General features: G+C 50.4%; 16 protein-coding genes, 3 pseudogenes and 2 riboswitches. Of the genes and pseudogenes, 10 read left to right on the top strand and 9 right to left on the bottom strand.

What is annotated here, in order from left to right; all coding sequences use genetic code 11:
* The first annotated feature begins 325 nt into the window (after positions 1 to 325).
* From FHC51_RS20095 to FHC51_RS20085, 3 genes are read left to right on the top strand one after another with little or no spacing between them, the layout of a single operon-like run.
* Positions 326 to 1,465: a polysaccharide export protein gene (locus FHC51_RS20095; protein WP_114314455.1), complete on the top strand. Its 1,140-nt coding sequence runs from the start codon at positions 326 to 328 to the stop codon at positions 1,463 to 1,465.
* On the top strand, positions 1,465 to 1,929 hold the full coding sequence (locus FHC51_RS20090) for a protein tyrosine phosphatase (RefSeq protein WP_103825045.1): 465 nt from the start codon (positions 1,465 to 1,467) through the stop codon (positions 1,927 to 1,929). Before FHC51_RS20095 ends, FHC51_RS20090 begins: the two co-directional genes overlap by 1 nt.
* The gene (locus tag FHC51_RS20085; protein ID WP_220436441.1) at positions 1,911 to 4,112 is read left to right on the top strand and encodes a polysaccharide biosynthesis tyrosine autokinase; all 2,202 of its coding nucleotides are present in this window, start codon (positions 1,911 to 1,913) and stop codon (positions 4,110 to 4,112) included. Before FHC51_RS20090 ends, FHC51_RS20085 begins: the two co-directional genes overlap by 19 nt.
* A 42-nt stretch (positions 4,113 to 4,154) precedes the next feature.
* Here the strand turns inward: FHC51_RS20085 and FHC51_RS20080 are convergent, their stop codons facing one another.
* The 6 genes and pseudogenes from FHC51_RS20080 to FHC51_RS20055 all read right to left on the bottom strand — a co-directional run bounded on the left by FHC51_RS20080 (position 4,155) and on the right by FHC51_RS20055 (position 9,397).
* Positions 4,155 to 5,621, bottom strand: coding sequence for an aspartate aminotransferase family protein (locus FHC51_RS20080; RefSeq protein WP_103825047.1), 1,467 nt, complete (start codon positions 5,619 to 5,621; stop codon positions 4,155 to 4,157).
* Between the two features lie 18 nt (positions 5,622 to 5,639).
* Positions 5,640 to 7,022: a diaminobutyrate--2-oxoglutarate transaminase gene (locus tag FHC51_RS20075; protein ID WP_103825048.1), complete on the bottom strand. Its 1,383-nt coding sequence runs from the start codon at positions 7,020 to 7,022 to the stop codon at positions 5,640 to 5,642.
* 242 nt (positions 7,023 to 7,264) lie between these two features.
* Complete coding sequence (locus FHC51_RS20070) at positions 7,265 to 7,726, bottom strand: hypothetical protein (RefSeq protein WP_220436440.1); 462 nt, start codon at positions 7,724 to 7,726, stop codon at positions 7,265 to 7,267.
* Positions 7,727 to 8,037: 311 nt separating this feature from the next.
* Positions 8,038 to 8,136, bottom strand: a pseudogene (locus tag FHC51_RS20065) (IS1 family transposase); the annotation flags it as partial.
* A gap of 110 nt (positions 8,137 to 8,246) precedes the next feature.
* A pseudogene (locus FHC51_RS20060) lies at positions 8,247 to 8,927 on the bottom strand (PAAR domain-containing protein); the annotation flags it as partial.
* Positions 8,927 to 9,397: a PAAR domain-containing protein gene (locus FHC51_RS20055; protein ID WP_220436439.1), complete on the bottom strand. Its 471-nt coding sequence runs from the start codon at positions 9,395 to 9,397 to the stop codon at positions 8,927 to 8,929. The pseudogene FHC51_RS20060 and the gene FHC51_RS20055, both read right to left, overlap by 1 nt.
* 544 nt (positions 9,398 to 9,941) lie before the next feature.
* On the opposite strand from FHC51_RS20055, the gene FHC51_RS20050 reads away from it, so the two are divergent.
* Positions 9,942 to 10,226, top strand: coding sequence for a hypothetical protein (locus tag FHC51_RS20050; protein ID WP_220436438.1), 285 nt, complete (start codon positions 9,942 to 9,944; stop codon positions 10,224 to 10,226).
* Positions 10,227 to 10,251: 25 nt separating this feature from the next.
* On the opposite strand, the gene FHC51_RS20045 is transcribed toward FHC51_RS20050, so the two are convergent.
* A complete protein-coding gene (locus FHC51_RS20045) occupies positions 10,252 to 10,503 on the bottom strand; it encodes a hypothetical protein (protein ID WP_220436437.1) in 252 nt (83 codons plus the stop codon).
* A gap of 353 nt (positions 10,504 to 10,856) precedes the next feature.
* Positions 10,857 to 10,952, top strand: a riboswitch (TPP riboswitch).
* 67 nt (positions 10,953 to 11,019) lie between these two features.
* Here FHC51_RS20045 and FHC51_RS20040 point away from each other — a divergent pair.
* A pseudogene (locus FHC51_RS20040) lies at positions 11,020 to 11,532 on the top strand (integrase); the annotation flags it as partial.
* 197 nt (positions 11,533 to 11,729) lie between these two features.
* Positions 11,730 to 12,344: an XRE family transcriptional regulator gene (locus tag FHC51_RS20035; RefSeq protein WP_220436436.1), complete on the top strand. Its 615-nt coding sequence runs from the start codon at positions 11,730 to 11,732 to the stop codon at positions 12,342 to 12,344.
* Between the two features lie 530 nt (positions 12,345 to 12,874).
* Here FHC51_RS20035 and FHC51_RS23040 read toward each other — a convergent pair.
* Both FHC51_RS23040 and FHC51_RS20025 read right to left on the bottom strand, forming a co-directional pair.
* The gene (locus tag FHC51_RS23040; RefSeq protein WP_255584933.1) at positions 12,875 to 13,168 is read right to left on the bottom strand and encodes a hypothetical protein; all 294 of its coding nucleotides are present in this window, start codon (positions 13,166 to 13,168) and stop codon (positions 12,875 to 12,877) included.
* Positions 13,169 to 14,154: 986 nt separating this feature from the next.
* The gene (locus FHC51_RS20025; protein ID WP_220436435.1) at positions 14,155 to 14,322 is read right to left on the bottom strand and encodes a hypothetical protein; all 168 of its coding nucleotides are present in this window, start codon (positions 14,320 to 14,322) and stop codon (positions 14,155 to 14,157) included.
* Positions 14,323 to 14,704: 382 nt separating this feature from the next.
* Positions 14,705 to 14,801, top strand: a riboswitch (TPP riboswitch).
* A gap of 35 nt (positions 14,802 to 14,836) precedes the next feature.
* Between FHC51_RS20025 and thiM the strand changes: the two genes are divergently transcribed.
* The 4 genes from thiM (at position 14,837) to FHC51_RS20005 (ending at position 19,039) form a co-directional block, all read left to right on the top strand.
* Positions 14,837 to 15,607, top strand: coding sequence for a hydroxyethylthiazole kinase (gene thiM, locus FHC51_RS20020; protein ID WP_220436434.1), 771 nt, complete (start codon positions 14,837 to 14,839; stop codon positions 15,605 to 15,607).
* Positions 15,604 to 16,404: a bifunctional hydroxymethylpyrimidine kinase/phosphomethylpyrimidine kinase gene (gene thiD, locus FHC51_RS20015; RefSeq protein ID WP_114314485.1), complete on the top strand. Its 801-nt coding sequence runs from the start codon at positions 15,604 to 15,606 to the stop codon at positions 16,402 to 16,404. The genes thiM and thiD overlap by 4 nt, the downstream gene beginning before the upstream one ends.
* Before the next feature lie 118 nt (positions 16,405 to 16,522).
* Positions 16,523 to 17,575 (top strand): class I fructose-bisphosphate aldolase, encoded by a 1,053-nt coding sequence (gene fbaB / locus FHC51_RS20010; protein WP_103180254.1) that lies wholly within the window; start codon positions 16,523 to 16,525, stop codon positions 17,573 to 17,575.
* Positions 17,576 to 17,884: 309 nt separating this feature from the next.
* Positions 17,885 to 19,039, top strand: coding sequence for a mandelate racemase family protein (locus FHC51_RS20005; RefSeq protein WP_220436433.1), 1,155 nt, complete (start codon positions 17,885 to 17,887; stop codon positions 19,037 to 19,039).
* Positions 19,040 to 19,066 lie beyond the last annotated feature (27 nt).

The following is a 19,066-nucleotide window of genomic DNA, read 5'->3' as shown; positions in this document are numbered from 1 at the left end:
CCTAATTTAAATTTATATTATTTATTTTTGTATTTATAAATTCCGAAAATGACGCGTTCGGACATAATAGCAGTTAATGTACTATGTTAATTTTTTTGTGAAGTGTTTATGATGCTTTTTAATTAATTTGTGTTGTTTTGGTTTTCCTCTTTTCAAAGATATCACCAGACAATCTCCAGTACAGCTAGTGTTTTTTTATTAGGTTGTTTCCTTGTAACTCTTTGATCGAAAGTAAAATTTTAAGTTAAGTGATGTGGCAAATTTAATGGGAGCTACAGGGAAATTGATGGGCATTTAACGGAATATATTAGAGTATCTCTTATTAATGACAACACCACTCCGCTCCAGTGTAAGTATTTTTTGCGCATTATTATTAACAGGCTGCACCATTACGCCCGGTCAACATATAAACACTTCTGGGAAAAATAATATTGCAGTTAGCGACAATCCATATGATTTAAATAAGAAAATGGATGTCTGGCCATTAACACCTTCAGTGATTGAACAGCTTCGAACAAGCCAGGTGAAATCTCAGGCAAATCCGAGTCTGGATGAACAATTAAAGCGCTGGGAGTACCGTATAGGCCCCGGAGATGTGTTGATGATCACCGTCTGGGATCACCCCGAGCTCACTACCCCTGCCGGGCAATACCGTAGCGCAAGCGACACCGGAAACTGGGTCGGCGCAGACGGAACGCTCTTTTATCCCTACGTCGGCAAGCTGCACGTTGCCGGAAAAACGCTCGCCCAGGTGCGCGAAGAGATCACCGCCCGACTGGACAGGGTGATTGAAAGCCCGCAGGTCGATGTCAGTATCGCGGCGTTTCGTTCGCAAAAAGCCTATGTCACTGGCGAAGTGGTGAAGTCAGGGCAGCAGCCAATTACCAATATCCCTCTGACCATTATGGATGCGATCAACGCGGCGGGTGGCCTCTCGACGGATGCAGACTGGCGAAATGTCGTGTTGACGCATAAGGGTAAGGATACCCGGATTTCTCTCTATGCCCTGATGCAGCACGGAGACCTGACGCAAAACAGGTTGCTGTGGCCGGGCGATATTCTGTTCGTACCACGCAATGATGCCCTGAAAGTTTTTGTCATGGGTGAAGTGGTGAAACAGAGCACCCTCAAGATGGATCGCAGCGGCATGACGCTGGCAGAAGCCCTGGCGAACGCGGGTGGCCTGAACCAGAGCATGGCCGATGCCACCGGCATCTTCGTCATACGCTCCAACGGCAAGAACAGCCAGGACGGCAAAATCGCGCGTATCTATCAACTCAATGCCCGCGACGCGTCTGCGATGGTGCTTGGCACTGAATTTCAGCTTCAGCCCTACGATATCGTCTATGTCACCACCGCGCCTGTTTCTCGCTGGAACAGAGTATTGACGCAGTTGGTGCCGACGATCAGCGGTGTGCATGATCTGACCGAAACTGTGCGCTTTATTAAATCGTGGCCTGAATAATGATCCGATCCATTCTGGTGATTTGTACGGGAAATGTTTGCCGTTCCCCGATTGGAGAGCGTCTGTTACAGCAACAGTTACCCTCGTTAACCATCGCATCAGCAGGTATTCGCGGTCTTGCCGGGTACCCGGCGGATCGTTATGCGCAAAAAGTCGCTGCCATGCATGGCCTGTCCCTGGCGGATCATGTGGCCCGCCCGCTGACGGCAGCGATGATGCGTGAATACGATCTGCTCCTGGCCATGGAGTCACAGCAAATAAACCGGATCTCGCTTATCGCGCCGGAGGCGCGTGGCAAAGCCTTGCTGTTTGGGCAATGGCTGAGGGAACAAGAGATCCCCGATCCGTACGGCAAAAGCATGGAAGCTTTTGAATATGTTTTTCGCCTGCTTGGCGAAGCAAGCCAGGAATGGGCCAACCGACTTACCGTTAAGGGATTACGTACATGCCGTCGAACATTGTAAATACCCAGGGTCATGCTGACAGTCATCATGAGCTTGATCTGGCGCGTCTTCTGGGAGAGTTAATCGATCATCGCGTTGCTATTCTCGGCATTACGCTAATTTTTGTGCTTCTGGGAACGTTTTATGCACTCTTTGCATCACCGGTCTATCTCGCCGATGCGATGGTGCAAATAGAAGATAAGCAGCAGAACAGCATTCTTAAAACCTTAGATCAGCTGACACCGACGCTTTCATCAGATTCCAGCGCCGAAATTCAGATACTGAAATCGCGAATGATCCTGGGTAAAACGGTGGAGGCGCTGCGCTTACGCGATGAAATAACCCAGGTTCGCCTGCCGCTGATAGGCAAAGCATGGGCGAAGCTTACCGGTCAACCCGCCGCTACGCTGATTCTGGATAATTTGACGATCCCTGAAATTCCAGGCAAGCCGATGATACTGACCCTGACCGCCGAAGATAACGGACGTTTTCTGCTGGAAGGGGAGGGCATCAACGCGCGCGGCACGGTAGGTACCCCCGTGCAGCATGCCGGGGTGAGCATTACCGTTCGCGAATTGTCAGCACCCCCTGGCACACAATTCAAGGTTCGGCAACGCGGGCAACTGGAGGTGATCAATGCCCTGAGCCGTCAGTTTAGCGTGACCGAGCAGGGTAAAGAGAGCGGGATCCTGATGCTGAGTCTGACTGGCCACGATCCTGTGCAGATCAAAGGCACGCTCAATCATATTATGCACAACTATCTGCAGCAGAATATTGCCCGCCAGGCCGCCCAGGATTCGCAGAGCCTCGACTTTCTGCAACGCCAGCTACCGCTGGTGCAGCAAGAGCTGGAGCAGGCCGAGGAGCGTCTCAATGCCTATCGTAAACAGCGTGACTCGGTGGATTTAACCCTGGAAGCCAAGTCAGTGCTGGAACAGATTGTTAACGTTGACAATCAGCTCAACGAGCTCACTTTCCGCGAGGCGGAGGTCTCTCAGCACTTTAAAAAGGACCATCCAACCTATCGGGCGCTGCGTGAAAAGCGGCAGACTTTAGAAAGCGAACGTGAACGACTGAACAAACGTGTGGAGACGATGCCGTCTACGCAGCAGCAGGTTTTGCGCCTGAGCCGCGACGTGGATACCAATCGGGCGGTTTATCTTCAGCTTCTGACCCGTCAGCAGGAGCTCAATATCTCCCGTTCCAGCACGATTGGCAATGCGCGCATTATCGACTCGGCAGCTACGCACCCTGAGCCTATCAAGCCGCGCAAGGCGACAATTGTGGCTTTCATGACCCTGTTCGGATTCTTCCTCTCGTCAGGGTGCGTGCTGGCGAAAGCGGCGCTACGACGCGGCATAAACGCTCCGGAACAGCTTGAAAAAGAGGGCATTAACGTTTATGCCACCTTGCCCCATTCGGTCTGGCTGCATAATAAAACGCGGGCGGGCGGCCGCTATTTCTTCAACTACTCCAGGCGGCATAAAATTAAAGATGTGCCATTCTTACCCGTCGACAGGCCGCTGGATAATTTTGTCGAAGCAGTGCGCGGGTTACGCACCAGCCTGCACTTCGCGATGATGGATGCCGCAAATAACATTCTCATGTTCAGCGGCCCGACTCAGGACTGCGGTAAAACACTGGTCAGTACCTCACTGGCGGCGCTGGTGACGCAGGTCGATAAACGGGTGCTATTTATCGATGCTGATATGCGTAAAGGCTACGTGCATAACATCTTTGGGTTGTGCAATGACGCCGGTTTATCGGATGTGCTGTCAGGCAAAGTGACCTTCCAGGCGGCGATTCAGACTTACACCAGCGGACAGTTTGATGTTGTGACCTGCGGGCAGTATCCGCCGAATCCCGCTGAGCTGCTATCGCACGATCGTCTTCGTGAATTTATGGCCTGGGCCAGCGAACGGTACGACATAGTGATTGTCGACGCGCCGCCGGTTCTGGCGGTCACTGATGCTGCGTTGGTAGGTCAGATCGCCGCCTCTACCCTGCTGGTGGCCCGGTTTAACGTGACCAGCGTTCGCGAGATGGAGGTCAGCCAGCATCGTTTACAGCAGATGGGGGTCAACATCAAAGGGGCGATTCTGAACGACGTCGTGAAATCGGCAGCCAGCTATTATGCTTCCGGTTATGATGCTTATGGCTATTCTGCCGGGCAGCACGGAAACAAGAAGAGTAAAGCGAGATAACGAAAGAGAGACCCGGCAGCGAGCGCTGCCGGGGGGGACAACTTACTTAGCCAGCAGCTCGTTCGCCGTGCGTTCCACCAGTGACAGCAGGACTTTAACATCCTCCAGAGTCACAATTGGGTTCAGCAGGGTCAGCTTCAGGCAGGTGACACCGTTATGCTCGGTAACACCCACGTTAGCGCGGCCTGATTCCAGCAGAGCATCGCCAATCTTCTGGTTGAGCAGCGCGATGGCCGCGTCATCCAGCTGATGCTCCGGACGGAAACGGAACAGAACGCTCGCCAGCTGCGGCGGCATGACCAGTTCCAGTCGCGGCTGCTCAGTGACATACGCCGCAACCTGTTGGGCCATGGTGACACCGTGATCGATGATCTCAGCGTATTTCTTCTCGCCCAGCGCTTCCAGGCTCATCCACAGCTTCAGCGCGTCAAAACGACGGGTGGTCTGCAGAGATTTGGATACCAGGTTTGGTACGCCAGCCTCTTCGTCGAACTCAGAGTTCAGGTACGCCGCCTGATAGCGCATCAGCTCATAGTGACGCGCCTCTTTCAGAAGGAACGCGCCGCAGCTGATGGTCTGGAAGAACTGCTTGTGGAAGTCCAGAGTAACGGAATCCACCAGCTCGATACCGTCGAGGTAATCGCGATACTTCTCGGACATCAGCAGCGCGCCGCCCCATGCCGCATCCACGTGCACCCAGATATTCTGCTTCGCCGCCAGCTCTGCAATAGCACGCAGCGGATCGATAGCACCCGCATCGGTGGTGCCTGCGGTGGCAACGATCGCCAGAATCTGTTCGCCGTTGGCATTGCACTGCTCAATTTTCGCGGCCAGATCGGTCAGATCCATGCGCGAACATTCGTCAGTTTTTACCTGGATAACGGACTGGTAGCCGAGGCCCATCAGCGCCATGTTCTTCTGCACGGAGAAGTGCGCGCTCTCGGAGCACAGCACCCGGATCTTACGCAGATCGCCCACCAGACCATCCTGCTGGACGGAGTGGCCCTGACGCGCAAAGAAGGCATCGCGCGCCAGCATCAGACCCATCATGTTGCTCTGGGTGCCGCCGCTGGTGAAGACCCCAGCGTCGCCCGCCTGATAACCCAGGCGGGTACGCAGCCACTCGATCAGTTTTATCTCGATAATGGTCGCGGACGGGCTCTGATCCCAGGAGTCCATGCTCTGGTTAGTGGCGTTGATCATCACTTCCGCCGCCTGGCTTACCACCAGGCTCGGACAGTGGAGATGCGCCACACACTGCGGATGATGCACCGCCAGGCTGTCTTTCAGGAAATATTCAACGGCACGCTCAATAGCAGTTTCGTTGCCCAGCCCTTCCGGACTGAATTCCAGGTTAATACGTTCGCGCAGTTCGGCGACCGTTTTACCCTGATACATTTCCGGCTGTTTCAGCCACTGCATGACCGCCTGGGTGCTCTGCTCGATCGCCTGCTGGTAGGCTTCGATGCTTTGCGCCGAGGACGACAAAATCGGGTTTAAATCTGACATTCTATCCATTGTCTCCGGTTAAACTGGGCGAACGCCCGCAGCAAGCAGCGCCTGCTCAAATTTGTCCAGGAACACATTCAGCTCCTGATCGCTGATCAGCAGGGAAGGCAGCAGACGCACAACGTTACCGTTACGGCCGCCACGCTCCAGAATCAGGCCCGCTTCGAAGCACTTCTTCTGGATCAGCGCAGAGAGCTCGCCGTCGCCCGGGAAGCAGCCCATATGGTCGGCAGCTTCGTGCGGTTTGACGATCTCAATACCGATCATCATGCCCAGACCGCGCACGTGACCGATAACCGGATAGCGTTTCTGCAGTTCAACCAGCTTCGCTTTCAGCCACTCGCCCTGGGCGGCAACTTTATCGGCGATGTTCTGCTCTTTGAGGATCTGCAGGGTGGTGAGGCCGGTAGCCATCGCCAGCTGGTTGCCACGGAAAGTACCGGTATGGTGACCCGGAGACCAGGCATCGAACTGCTTTTTGATACCCAGAACGGCCAGCGGCAGACCGCCGCCTACAGCTTTGGACATCACTACGATGTCTGGCTGGATACCTGCGTGTTCGAAGGCGAAGAATTTACCGGTACGGGCAAAACCAGCCTGAACTTCGTCGAGGATCAGCAGAATGCCGTGCTCTTCGGTCACTTTACGGATGCGCTGCAGCCATTCAACCGGCGCCGGGTTCACACCACCTTCGCCCTGGACAGCTTCCAGGATCACGGCAGCAGGTTTACGCACGCCGCTTTCCACGTCGTTGATCAGGTTTTCGAAGTAGTAGGCCAGCGCTTTCACGCCCGCTTCACCACCGATACCCAGCGGGCAGCGGTACTGGTGTGGGTAAGGCATGAACTGGACTTCAGGCATCATGCCGTCAACTGCTTCTTTCGGAGAGAGGTTGCCGGTCACGGACAGTGCGCCGTGGGTCATGCCATGATAAGCACCGGAGAAGCTGATAATGCCGCTACGGCCAGTCACTTTTTTCGCCAGCTTCAGCGCGGCTTCAACGGCGTCTGCACCGGATGGGCCGGTAAACTGCAGGCAGTACTCTTTACCCTGACCAGGCAGCAAGGAGAGCAGGTATTCTGAGAACGCATCTTTTAACGGCGTCGTCAGATCCAGGGTATGTAACGGCAAGCCGCTGGTAATGACACTTTGAATGCTTTTCAGCACATCAGGATGGTTATGACCCAGCGCCAGCGTTCCCGCACCGGCCAGGCAATCAAGATACTCTTTATTATCCGCATCGGTGATCCACACCCCTTCCGCCTTAGTAATAGCTAAAGGCAGTTTGCGCGGATAACTCCTGACATTGGATTCCATTTCGGCCTGACGGGCCAGATAGGTTTCGTTGGTTTTGAAAGAAGAAGCATTCAAAGTATCAATACGGACTTTATCCGTCATCATATCACTCCTACAACCGCAGCTCAGCACGTGGCTCCGATTGAATAATTAATGAAAAAAATGAGAAGGGCCTCAAAAAACGCGGCCAATATAGAGCCTTTTTGCCCGGGGCTCAATGGTTAATTGTTTATCGTTTTGTAACGCGCGTTGAATCAACGCGCGTAAGGCGTAACCCCGCATGGTAGCTGAGGTTTTGTGGGGGGCGCTTCGTGTAAAAAAGAGGGGCGTTTTAGAATACTTTTGGACTACTTTTGAACGACGTTCAGAATGCCGTTGTCGCGGCCATGGGTTTTGTTCCATGAGGCATCGGTCACGCCGTCCGCATCCAGAGAGATCGACAGGACGTAGCCTGCGCCTCTGACTTCGTAGAAGTTAGCGTTAAAGCGTTTCACCGTGGCTTTTTTGCCGTTGATGGTCGCCTGAGTAAAGCCGTTATTGACGCTGGCTTTGATGCCATTGGCGCTAAATGACGCTTCACGCAACGGGTCGGCGACGTGTGCCGCCTGACTGTGTTGTACGGCTTCGTGCGCATTCTCAAGGGCCTGTTTTTCCGCCGCGGCATTGATGGCGGCCTGACGGTTCTGATCGGCAACGTAGCAGGCGTCGCGGCTTACGCCTTTGGCCTGACACTGCGCTAAGCGCTGCTCTTCTGAGACGCAGCCCGCAAGAAGCGTAGCTACCATCCCTACTAACAGAATCTTTTTCATACATTAACCTTAAATAAGTTGAGGAACCGATATTCCTCGGGGTTGATAAGCTCATTATTGTTGGTCTGGCCATTCTATGCGTGCGTCTATAGTAGAAACGCAGCGATGGCTCGCGGTGACTATCGCGGAAGAGGCGCGTTATCAGGTTGATGAAGATCACATTTAGCACGAATAGCTAAAAACTTGAGAGTTATCCTGGGACGATTATTGGAGGTTGGGTGAAAAACAAACTATATCTTACGCAAACGGTGGGCCGTGAGAAAAGCGGGGGAACACTAAACATTATTTATAAGCTGGGTAATGACTCCAACTTACTGATAGTGTTTTATGTTCAGATAATGCCCGATGACCTTGTCATGCAGCTCCACCGATTTTGAGAACGACAGTGACTTCCGTCCCAGCCTTGCTACGCACCACGCCTTCAGTAGCGGAGCAGGAAGGACATCTGATGGAAATGGAAGCCACGCAAGCACCTTAAAATCACCATCATACACTAAATCAGTAAGTTGGCAGCATTACCAGTAGCGTAATGCGTATGTAGGAAGTTAGCTTCCTTGTGCGTCAATGGTGCCAATGCCGCATCAACTTGCGCTTTCGCGGATTTCATATGGGCGATCTGCCCATCGTCCTGCTTATCAGGATCAACCAGAAGCATAATAGAACCAGCTTTATAGCTTTTGCCTGTCCCATTCAGTGTAACGAATAACTCTTTGGCTCCTGCAGGTGGGTTTTCCGTAAACAGCAGACGCTGCCAGGCCTCTGTGGTGCCGCCATAAGGGAGAACAGCAAAACCTGCATCTATGCCAGGCTTCTTCTTCGCTGTCTGAGCGTACTGTTCAGGGTCTGGTTCAATCTGATCTGGGAATACAGGCATTTTGACGAGGTAAGACAGATCGGTATGCGCTACTGATTTTTCTCCACCAAGTTCGTAATCATCAACGAAGTTTGAAGGGACGAATTTCGCTTTGCAGGGGCAGGAGCTATAGCTGTGCAGCGTTCCAGCTATCCTTTTACCATGTATAGAGTCAGTATCAAGACCGCCACAGATACGGTAACGACCTGGATGTTTACCACAGGTCACTTGATGACCTTCACAGGCCATGTCTTTACCGAAAAACTGGTGATCATTCCATCCTTCAATAATCCGACCGCCGCATACCGTCTTATCACCTCTGAACAGAAAGTAACCTTTGGCTGCCATTAGTGCTTACTCCCTGGCATGGTTAAAAATCCTTTCGGGAATGTGTCACCTTCAGGGAAAATCAGCCTGCTGACGGATTGTGGTGTTGAGATTATTTCGTCTCCATTATCAAGTATACTTCCAACCAGTGTTGCAGATGCGCCCTGCATAATACGTGCTTCACCTGCACCGGAAATAACAGTGGCTTCACTGCCGTCAGCGTAAACAACTTTATCTCCAACTCGTGCAATCCTATAACTGCCAGCCGTACCACCTCCCGAAACATTGCAGAGCATTCCCCCGTCGCGGGTAACGCTTCCCACCACAGCGAATCGAAAAATGTAAGTTATTTGGCGACTAACGTGTTTGTTAAAATCTTCAAACTCTTCGCGAGTCTTGCTGTCCCAGCTTTCTAAAAAATCTTCGTAGTAGGGTGACTGTGAAGAGGATTCTCGGAGTTCAGGCGTGATCTCAATGGTGTATTGCTGCATAAATCCCTATGCTTGTTGTGGAAATGAATTCTGTGGCTATTTTACAAACAATGACCACATGAGCAACAAGTATTGAACTTAAGTAAAACTACGTTTCGTAACAGATGGTTGGGAGGTGGGGCGATGCTTTGTAATATTGCTTGGTCTATTGAGTACAGACCTTGAGTTACTTACGATTTTACACCGACAACCTCTAAATATCAGGTTAATACTAAAAAATCAGTATCAAGTTTCGACAGTTGTTAACATTAGCTGTAAGCAGCGGCCAAAGCAGTACAGGCTGTTAAACATTAAAGGAGCTTCGGTTCCTTTTTGCTATCCAAGGCAAGTGTCATAAAGGGGGTTATTTGGATTTTCAATGTGAAACAACGATAACCGGGACGCCAGGCTTGTAACAGCAAACGCCTTACCTAAGCTTGTTAAAAGCTTCTAATCTGTACCAAATAACTTGGGGTGCCCTTCTTTGTTAAGGCTGAGAAATATCCGTACCACCACCTCACCTGGATAATGCCAGCGTAGGGGGCCGAAATGCGGCCTATTTATCATGAGATTGACTCTCTATTTGGCCGTGCTGAATGCACTTGGGGTACAAAATGGGCATAATCATAATGTTGATTTTCCGCGTGGTTCTGCAATGTCATTCAGCAGCGGCAATGCGCCAGTGTACAGGGTGAATCCTACATTCAATCTAAAACTTGAGGCAGCTGTACCGCTAACTATCGCCAGCGATTCGAGCAGGCTTGCGGATTACGTCGATTTCCAAGAAACCAGCTTTATGCAATCGTTCACGTTATTAGCGTTAAGCGGTCAATTATCTACAGATGACTAAGATACAGGGGCATTTGCCCCTTTTATCATTTACGCCCTTTGTTGGACTGAGCCAGAACAGAGGCGGCAAGTTCTTTGGTCAATTCACTTGAGCGAGGGTTGTTGAGGGCAGCAGATGCTTTATGTTCCATTGCTCCGCTTGTTTGGTTCGAAGAACCCTTTTGAGAAAGTGCTGAACCAGCAAGGCTCTTTTGGATTTCAGATGCGTTAGGGTTGTTCAGGGTTTGTGCAGCTACTGATGCAACTTTGCTTGATGTTTGCTTTGAATTATTAGCCATTCTCAATACCTATTCAGGAAGTGAAATGTAGTACATGTTGTATTTTTTTTATGAATAAACGCAACATGTAGTATTAAGGATAACCCTCCCCGTTTCGCTTTGCAATGATGCGCAATCATCTCACTGGGTAAATTCACAGTTTGTAATACGTGCGGCGTTTATTGCTGAATAACCGGTATGGAAATGCAATAAATTAGATGATTACACTGGTTATTTTGATTGTTATTTGAGCTTTAGTCATGAATCTAGTGGGGTACAAGCTGGGGTACAGCGTGAAGAAGCGATAACAGGAAGGGCGGGCTTGCTTCAGCGAGCAACTTCCCATAAGCTGGCAAAAAGTATAGAGATTCAATCTACATGACTCGGGGTGCCCTTCTTTGTGAAGGCTGAGAAATACCCGTACCACCTGATCTGGATAATGCCAGCGTAGGGGGCCAAGATTCCGATTACTATTCATGTGGTTACATTTCTTTTTGTCCGTGTGTAATGCACCTAAGGTACAAAAAGAGCGTGATCATGAGGTACAAAACTCTGCCATACACGTTTCAACGAAACGGTAATTACTATCTACAAATCCGGCTTTCAAATGGCAGGATGTATAAAAAATCACTCCTTACAGATAGCTATCACCAAGCCTCAGCTTTGATGATTAACATCACTCCGCACATCCCATTTGTTAAATCATTAGCAACTCCGACTCCGATGTTTGATGCGTTTATCTCAAACCTGATCGTGTCAGAACGTAGGACTGTGACACTTCCGCTGTTATCCAGTCTGCCGCTTGCTGTATCCCCTAAAATTGGGGATCCATCGGCACAAGTTGAGCCGGAAAACGCATTAACTCTCTCTGATGCTTGGGCTATGTACAAAGCCGAAAAGGGGATGAATTGGACTAAATCGATCTCAATGGCGAATGAACGTTACATTGAAGTATTGCTTGTAGTGTTAGGAGAAAATACGGATGTAACTGCGATCACCAAACAGGACATTAGACAGGTGATGGAAGTTGTTGAGAATGTTCCTCCTCGTTTCCTGATAGCCGCCAAAATATCCGCTCTGTGCCAGTTCTCAGTACTGGCATTTTGCTCCTTTATCTGCGATTCTGATTGATTGTGAATACTCATAATGACCACTCATTACTAACATTAAGAATATGATTGATCATTAAAAGGAATTCGTCAAATAAAAATAAGGAACAAAGTTCCTTTAAATCTGATGGGTTGTGCATGGCTGGCAAAAAAGAAAGCGTTGAACAGTTCAGTGAAAGGCTAAAATCAATAGTACCTTCTGGTACAGGACGAGATTTCGCCAAAAAAGCAGGCATAGGGTACAGTACTGTACATAACTATCTTCAGGCTGTTTCAAGCCCAACTTTAGAAAATCTTGTTCTACTGGCTAAGGCTGGAGACGTGTCGGTTGAATGGCTGGCGACAGGAAAAGAGTTTTCAAAAACGACAAGCACAGACCAAGTCGAGAAACTGTTAAAAATTCCTTTTATTGATGGCGAAGATTTCCTTTTACTGGACTCAAATGCTTTCCCCAATTTGCGGGATAAAAGGGCAAACCTCGCAGCCCTTCGCGTTAAGACTGATGTAATGGAGCCAACATTCATGGTTGGTAGCGTCTTGCTTATAAACCAGAACCAAAAGCAGCTACGGGATGGTAAAGTAGTAGTACTCCACAAAGAAGGAAACTACCTGTACAAACGAGTCCAAGTGGCGCCAGATGGATACAATTTAAGCAGTGATAACACCAAATACTGTGCGATAACCGTCAATCAGGGTTCACTATCTTCCTTTGATGTGCTGGGAGAAGTGCTGGTAGTACTTAATCAACTGTAATTTAACGCTCTCAGTGCATCTCTGAGGCGTTTTCTGACAGATTAGATATGTGAGTACTGTTTTTAGCTACTTCCACTTCAGGGGCTCCCTGTGCGTTTTGTCCGAAGCACCATCATGAAGGGGGATTAATCGGATCGGGGTCGCTTCGCTCGGGTCAGTACTGACAAGGCACGTCGCACTTACCAATTCACTTTAGGTACTTCACTTGATGTACTAACACCTATCGAGCAAAGCGAGAAGTAACGCCTTGCGTCTTTTCGAGTACCGCGAGAAAAACGCAACGTAACGATCTAATATTTGGTTTTTAAGAGGCTGACGAGCGAAGCGAAGTTAGCCTCTTCAGAGGCTGAATATCAGTAAGACATTATTCTTTGAATTCACGGAGTATCGGTTAATATTAATATAAGGTCGCAAGATAGTGGTAGGTACACTATACCTCAATAAAATCAATGAATTAGCGTCTTTATATAGTGTTTTTGGGTCGTATCTGTACTCATCTTGCGAAGTAAGGCTATCATTCTGCGAAGCAATTATTTCGCAGAATCATCAATCATATGCTGAAGTACTGCAATAATTTCCTGTGCTGATGCTCCGTTATCATACATCTTATCAATTTCGTACTTATCGACTGGCGTTAAGTAATGGTGTCCATCCTGAGCTGCCTTAAACAGTCTAACACCTTTCTTATGTGCTGTAACCAATGCTACAGATAACTGTTTAATGATTGTAAGAAACTTACGTACAGTATTAATAGTTGGCGGTGAATCCTCTTTGTACTTAGCTGAATAGTAATCTAACCAGTACTTAATAGCATCTGTATTCACTTCATAAATATTAAAAAGTACATAATATACTTTCTTGTGTGGATATCCTTTCTTACCAGAACATTTAGTAATAATCTCAGTAACAATTTTTTTCCATTTAATGTAAGATCATTGTAACTACTAAAGTTACCAGCTATATTTTTAAATTCAGTGTTGTTAAAAGTTTGTTTTTTGCCTGCCATAAATAATCCTGTTATAACCACCAAATATAATATAAGTTGGTTTTTATTAATTAGTAAATATGATTAAAGAAGTTTATAATGTATGTCTTATTTCTTTGTCGCCATCAGCTATTTCTTTTATCTGCTTAAATTGTAATTCATTAGTTAATGGCATTAATGCCATTATCCAAAGTATCACAATCGAAGAACCTGTTTTTTTATTACAGCTTCAATATCATTAACCCAGCTTGAATGTCATCTTTCAGTAATTAATGTGCTGTTTGCTATTGATAACGCTATATTGCATTATCAGGCAGTATACTTAATATAGGATAGAAGCTTTAATCGTTTCAAACATTTTTCCATTAAGCACCATTATTAATTATATAGCATAAAATATATGTTTTTCCTGAACCAAACTCAGCAGATACATACTTAAACTTGGTAAAAATAGATGTAGGATTAATCATTTGTATACGCTCCATATTGATAAATTTAGAAAGGCCGATTCATGCGAGTGAGTCGGCCTTTTTTTGGGGAGATGGATTAGTTGTTTAACTGGGCCTGTGTAAATGATTAAATTTTACTTTTTGATACCAGTTTTTGTATTTCGTGAGTTTGTTATTTCTTAGCTTCTCTATGTATCCTTTTGGCAATCGCACTTTTAATATGTTACATATTCGTGCTGAGGACATATCGCTACATAGAATGTTTTCATATTGTTCAAAAGTAAGTGATATGTCTGATACAATTGTTTTTTTACGAATTGATTTATTCAGCGTCTTTCTATTGGTACGTATTTCATTTGTTTTCATATATTATATCTCATCGTCCTTTTATATCTTTCCCGGAGATTCGTCTTTTCACCCATTCATCTGAAATAGTTGATAGGCCGGATGGGAAATTGTTAAAATGCATCATTACCTCGTATTCCTCTTCTAATGCTTTCAGTTTAGATAGCATTTCATCTTCATAATGATCTTTCATTTTCATTTGATAACCTGTTTCATTGTCTGTGTCGCTTTTAGTATATGTTATAAAAATAATCCGTTTCACAAAAATAAATTGTTAATGTAAGAGGGTATTTTATATGGGTAATTACATGCTAATGTTTAATGGGGAATAATAGTTGTCTGCTTCTCCCCTCGCACATTTAATCTGATGCCGTATATATATCGATTGATATTGAGTATAGAGATTGTGATGGTGGAGTAGGTCAGAAGTTGATTTGAAAAGTATTAAGTTCTATTGTTTTCCTATGAGGTACAAAATGGGGTACAAGGTGAGGTACAGCGTGATAATGTAATATTCATAAGATCAATCTTGTATCAGCACGTGACTTGACGTAACCTACTAATTGATAAAGAAATGTAATCTTCATGACTCGGGGTGCCCTTCTTTGTGAAGGCTGAGAAATACCCGTACCACCTGATCTGGATAATGCCAGCGTAGGGAAGTCAGATGCCCTCCGGGCTATCGCTTCTTCGCGCAAGGCAGGAGCGATACCATGCAGCCTGACCTGCTTAATCTACACGCCTTACACCATTTCCGAACCCGTTCTCCGCTGACCCACTGCATGACCAACGATGTGGTGCAGACCTTTACCGCCAATGTCCTGCTGGCCCTTGGTGCATCACCGGCGATGGTGATTGAAGCCGAAGAGGCCGAACAATTCTCCGCGCTGGCCGATGCGCTGCTGATCAACGTCGGCACCCTGACCGCACCGCGCGCCCAGGCGATGCGCCGGGCGATTGAAAGTGCGGTAGCGGCGGACAAGCCCTGGACGCTCGATCCGGTAGCCGTTGGCGCGCTGGCGTACCGGACCCGTTTTTGCCAGCAAATTCTCACCCTGAAACCGGCGGCCATTCGCGGCAATGCCTCGGAAATTCTCGCGCTCGCCGGAATGAGCGCGGGCGGACGCGGCGTGGACACCACCGATACGGCAGCCAGCGCGCTGCCCGCCGCCCAGGCGCTGGCGCGGCAAACCAATGCGATTGTGGTGGTAACGGGGGAGGTGGATTACGTCACTGACGGACTGCGCACCCAGACCCTGACGGGGGGCAACCCGATGATGACCCGGGTGGTGGGCACCGGCTGCGCGCTGTCGGCGGTGGTGGCGGCCAGTTGTTCGTTGCCGGGCGATCGGCTGGATAACATCGCGGCGGCCTGCGGCTGGATGAAACGGGCCGGTACCCTTGCGGCTGCCCAAAGCCGCGGGCCGGGCAGTTTTGCGGCAGCGTTCCTTGATGCCCTGTGGACACTGGGGGCACAACGATGAAACGCATTAATGCCCTGACCATTGCCGGCACCGACCCCAGCGGCGGGGCCGGGATCCAGGCCGACCTGAAAACCTTCTCCGCGCTCGGCGCATACGGCTGCTCGGTGATCACTGCCCTGGTAGCCCAGAATACCCGCGGGGTGCAGTCGGTCTATCGCATCGAACCTGATTTCGTGGCGGCGCAGCTGGAGTCGGTGTTTAGCGATGTACGCATCGACACCACCAAGATTGGCATGCTGGCGGAGGCCGATATTGTCGAGGCCGTCGCGGAGCAGCTCCTGCGTCATCAGGTTAAAAACGTAGTGCTGGATACGGTGATGCTGGCGAAAAGTGGCGATCCGCTCCTTTCACCTTCCGCCGTCGATACGCTGCGCAAGAAACTGCTGCCGCAGGTGGCGCTCATTACCCCTAACTTACCCGAAGCCGCGGCGTTACTGGATGCGCCCCATGCCCGCAATGAGCAGGAGATGAAAGCCCAGGGCGATGCCCTGCTGGCGATGGGGTGTGAAGCGGTGCTGATGAAGGGCGGGCATCTGGACGATCCTGAAAGCCCCGACTGGCTGTTCACCCGGGATGGAACCCTGCGTTTTACCGCCCCGCGCATCAATACCAAAAACACCCATGGCACCGGCTGTACGCTCTCGGCCGCGCTGGCGGCGCTGCGCCCGCGGCATAATAGCTGGGCGGATACGGTGCGCGAAGCCAAAGCCTGGCTCTCCTGCGCGCTGGCAGAGGCGGATACGCTGGAAGTGGGGCAGGGCATTGGTCCAGTCCATCATTTCCATGCGTGGTGGTGAAGGTTAGCGCTTATCGCTGGAAAAATCGCCACCCACGGACCAGGCTTAGGGAGCTCGCAATCCTGTGAGCCTGGAGAAAACATGCCGACAGCCCGTCGGCACTAAGGGGAGCAAACCTATGACTGATATTGCGCAGTTGCTTGGCAAAGATGCCGAAAGCCTGTTACAGCATCGTTGTATGACCATTCCAGCCGACCAGCTCTATCTGCCTGGCCATGACTACGTCGACCGCGTGATGGTCGACAACAACCGCCCGCCAGCGGTACTGCGAAATATGCAGACCCTGTATAACACCGGGCGTCTGGGGGGAACCGGCTATCTGTCGATCCTGCCGGTGGACCAGGGGGTAGAACACTCGGCCGGGGCGTCGTTTGCCGCTAACCCGCTCTATTTCGATCCGAAGAATATTGTCGAGCTGGCAATCGAGGCGGGCTGTAACTGCGTGGCCTCCACCTATGGCGTGCTGGCCTCGGTCTCCCGCCGTTACGCGCACCGCATCCCGTTCCTCGTCAAGCTTAACCACAACGAAACCCTGAGCTACCCTACCGAATATGACCAGACCCTGTATGCCAGCGTCGAGCAGGCGTTCAACATGGGTGCGGTAGCGGTAGGGGCGACCATCTATTTCGGCTCGGAGCAGTCGCGCCGCCAGATAGAAGAGATCTCCGCCGCCTTTGAGCGCGCCCATGAGCTGGGCATGGTGACGGTGCTGTGGGCCTATCTGCGTAACCCGGCCTTCAATAAAGACGGTACGGATTACCACGTCTCTGCCGATTTAACCGGGCAGGCCAACCATCTGGCAGCCACCATCGGGGCGGATATCGTTAAGCAGAAAATGGCCGAGAACAACGGCGGCTATACGGCGGTCAAGTTTGGCTATACCGACGATCGGGTCTACAGCAAACTGACCAGCGATAACCCCATCGACCTGGTACGCTACCAGCTGGCGAACTGCTATATGGGCCGCGCGGGGCTGATCAACTCCGGTGGCGCGGCAGGGGGCGAGACCGATCTCACCGACGCGGTGCGCACGGCGGTGATCAATAAACGTGCGGGCGGCATGGGGCTGATCCTCGGCCGTAAGGCGTTTAAAAAATCGATGGCCGACGGCGTGAAGCTGATTAACGCCGTGCAGGACGTCTATCTCGATAAAAAAGTCACTATCGCCTAGCCATTCTGCCCCTCTTCCGTTGGAAGAGGGGCAGATGCCGGGCAACACTTCGTTTGCCCGGCCTACAGCGACGAGAACTACTAACGAAACCTTGTTTCATTTCATTCAAATCACCCTCCCGATCCACTTCACATTTCCCCTCTCTTTTGTGAAAAGTGTCACTTCTGCCCGTGCAAATGCACAAAAAATGGTCAGCGCTTAGCGGAATTTGTCTAAGGAAGTGGATGAATTTTGCGCTTAAAGTTAGTTTCGAAACAGCTTTTCAAAATGAAAGAACACGCTGAACCTACGCCGTTTTAAGGATAAAAAATGAAAATTGAATCTGTAAACGTCACCGTCTTTCAGTATCCCACCCGCCGGGTCTCTGACAGCGCCGGACACTCCCATCCGGGACCGGAAAGCCTGGCAAAAATGGCGATGCTGACCATTACTGCAGACGATGGCACCAAAGGGTACGCCTTTGCACCGCCGGAAGTGGTGCGCCCCTTTGTGGTCAACACCTTCTTTCGTAAAGTGCTGGTCGGCCAGGATGCGTTTAATCGCGAGAAGATCTGGCAGGAGCTGGCGCACTGGCAGCGCGGCAGCGCTCATCAGCTGACCGAGCGCGCGCTGGGCTTTGTTGAGCAGGCGCTGTGGGATCTGATTGGCCGCAAACTCAATATGCCGGTGTGGAAACTCCTCGGCGGCTACCGCGGCAAAGTCCCTGCCTACGGCAGCACCATGTGCGGCGATGACCTGCCGGGCGGCCTCTCTACCCCGGAAGAGTACGCCAGCTTTGCCGAAAAGCTGGTCGCCCGCGGCTATAAGGCGATCAAGCTCCACACCTGGATGCCGCCAGTCTCTTTCGCCCCCAACCCGAAAATGGATATCAAAGCCTGCGCCGCAGTGCGTGAAGCGGTCGGGCCGGATATCGACCTGATGATCGACGGCTACCACTGGTACAGCCGCGCGGAAGCGCTGTGGATCGGTAAGGAGCTGGAAAAACTGAATTTCACCTGGTTTGAAGAGCCGATGGAAGAGGAGAGCATGGCCTCCTATGCCTGGCTGGCGGAAAACCTCTCCATTCCGATTATCGGGCCGGAAAGCCTGGGCGGTAAGCACCACAGCCGCGCCGACTGGGTGAAGGCGGGGGCCTGCGACATCCTGCGTGCCGGTGCCAACGGCGTGGGCGGCATTTCGCCAACCCTGAAAGTGGCGAACCTGGCCGAATCGTTTGGTATGGACTGTGAAGTGCACGGCAACGGCGCGGCGAGCCTGGCGGTGATTGGCGCGATCAAGAACTGCCGCTGGTACGAGCGCGGCCTGCTGCACCCGTTCCTCGATTACGATGAGCCAGCTGCGTACCTGCACAGCCTGATCGACCCAATGGATGAAAACGGCATGGTCAGCCTGCCGACGCGCCCGGGACTCGGCGAAGAGATTAATTTTGCGTATATCGAAGCCAATACCGTCAGCCACGACTGATAAATAAAATTTCTACCCTACAAACGG

Origin of the sequence: Leclercia sp. EC_58, assembly GCF_019584355.1 — a bacterium.
Taxonomy (GTDB): domain Bacteria; phylum Pseudomonadota; class Gammaproteobacteria; order Enterobacterales; family Enterobacteriaceae; genus Enterobacter.
The sequence above is the reverse complement of the archived record's forward strand: the minus strand, read 5'-3'. Positions and strand labels throughout refer to the sequence as shown.

What these genes read in the sequence shown, in the direction of transcription:
- FHC51_RS20095 (WP_114314455.1), top strand. Translation starts at nt 326, where the DNA reads ATGACAACACCACTCCGCTCCAGTGTAAGTATTTTTTGCGCATTATTA.
- FHC51_RS20045 (WP_220436437.1), bottom strand. Translation starts at nt 10,503, where the DNA reads ATGGCTAATAATTCAAAGCAAACATCAAGCAAAGTTGCATCAGTAGCT.
- FHC51_RS20075 (WP_103825048.1), bottom strand. Translation starts at nt 7,022, where the DNA reads ATGATGACGGATAAAGTCCGTATTGATACTTTGAATGCTTCTTCTTTC.
- FHC51_RS20090 (WP_103825045.1), top strand. Translation starts at nt 1,465, where the DNA reads ATGATCCGATCCATTCTGGTGATTTGTACGGGAAATGTTTGCCGTTCC.
- thiD (WP_114314485.1), top strand. Translation starts at nt 15,604, where the DNA reads ATGAAACGCATTAATGCCCTGACCATTGCCGGCACCGACCCCAGCGGC.
- FHC51_RS20035 (WP_220436436.1), top strand. Translation starts at nt 11,730, where the DNA reads ATGGCTGGCAAAAAAGAAAGCGTTGAACAGTTCAGTGAAAGGCTAAAA.
- thiM (WP_220436434.1), top strand. Translation starts at nt 14,837, where the DNA reads ATGCAGCCTGACCTGCTTAATCTACACGCCTTACACCATTTCCGAACC.
- FHC51_RS20085 (WP_220436441.1), top strand. Translation starts at nt 1,911, where the DNA reads ATGCCGTCGAACATTGTAAATACCCAGGGTCATGCTGACAGTCATCAT.
- FHC51_RS20080 (WP_103825047.1), bottom strand. Translation starts at nt 5,621, where the DNA reads ATGTCAGATTTAAACCCGATTTTGTCGTCCTCGGCGCAAAGCATCGAA.
- FHC51_RS20055 (WP_220436439.1), bottom strand. Translation starts at nt 9,397, where the DNA reads ATGCAGCAATACACCATTGAGATCACGCCTGAACTCCGAGAATCCTCT.
- FHC51_RS20005 (WP_220436433.1), top strand. Translation starts at nt 17,885, where the DNA reads ATGAAAATTGAATCTGTAAACGTCACCGTCTTTCAGTATCCCACCCGC.
- fbaB (WP_103180254.1), top strand. Translation starts at nt 16,523, where the DNA reads ATGACTGATATTGCGCAGTTGCTTGGCAAAGATGCCGAAAGCCTGTTA.
- FHC51_RS20070 (WP_220436440.1), bottom strand. Translation starts at nt 7,726, where the DNA reads ATGAAAAAGATTCTGTTAGTAGGGATGGTAGCTACGCTTCTTGCGGGC.
- FHC51_RS20025 (WP_220436435.1), bottom strand. Translation starts at nt 14,322, where the DNA reads ATGAAAATGAAAGATCATTATGAAGATGAAATGCTATCTAAACTGAAA.
- FHC51_RS20050 (WP_220436438.1), top strand. Translation starts at nt 9,942, where the DNA reads ATGAGATTGACTCTCTATTTGGCCGTGCTGAATGCACTTGGGGTACAA.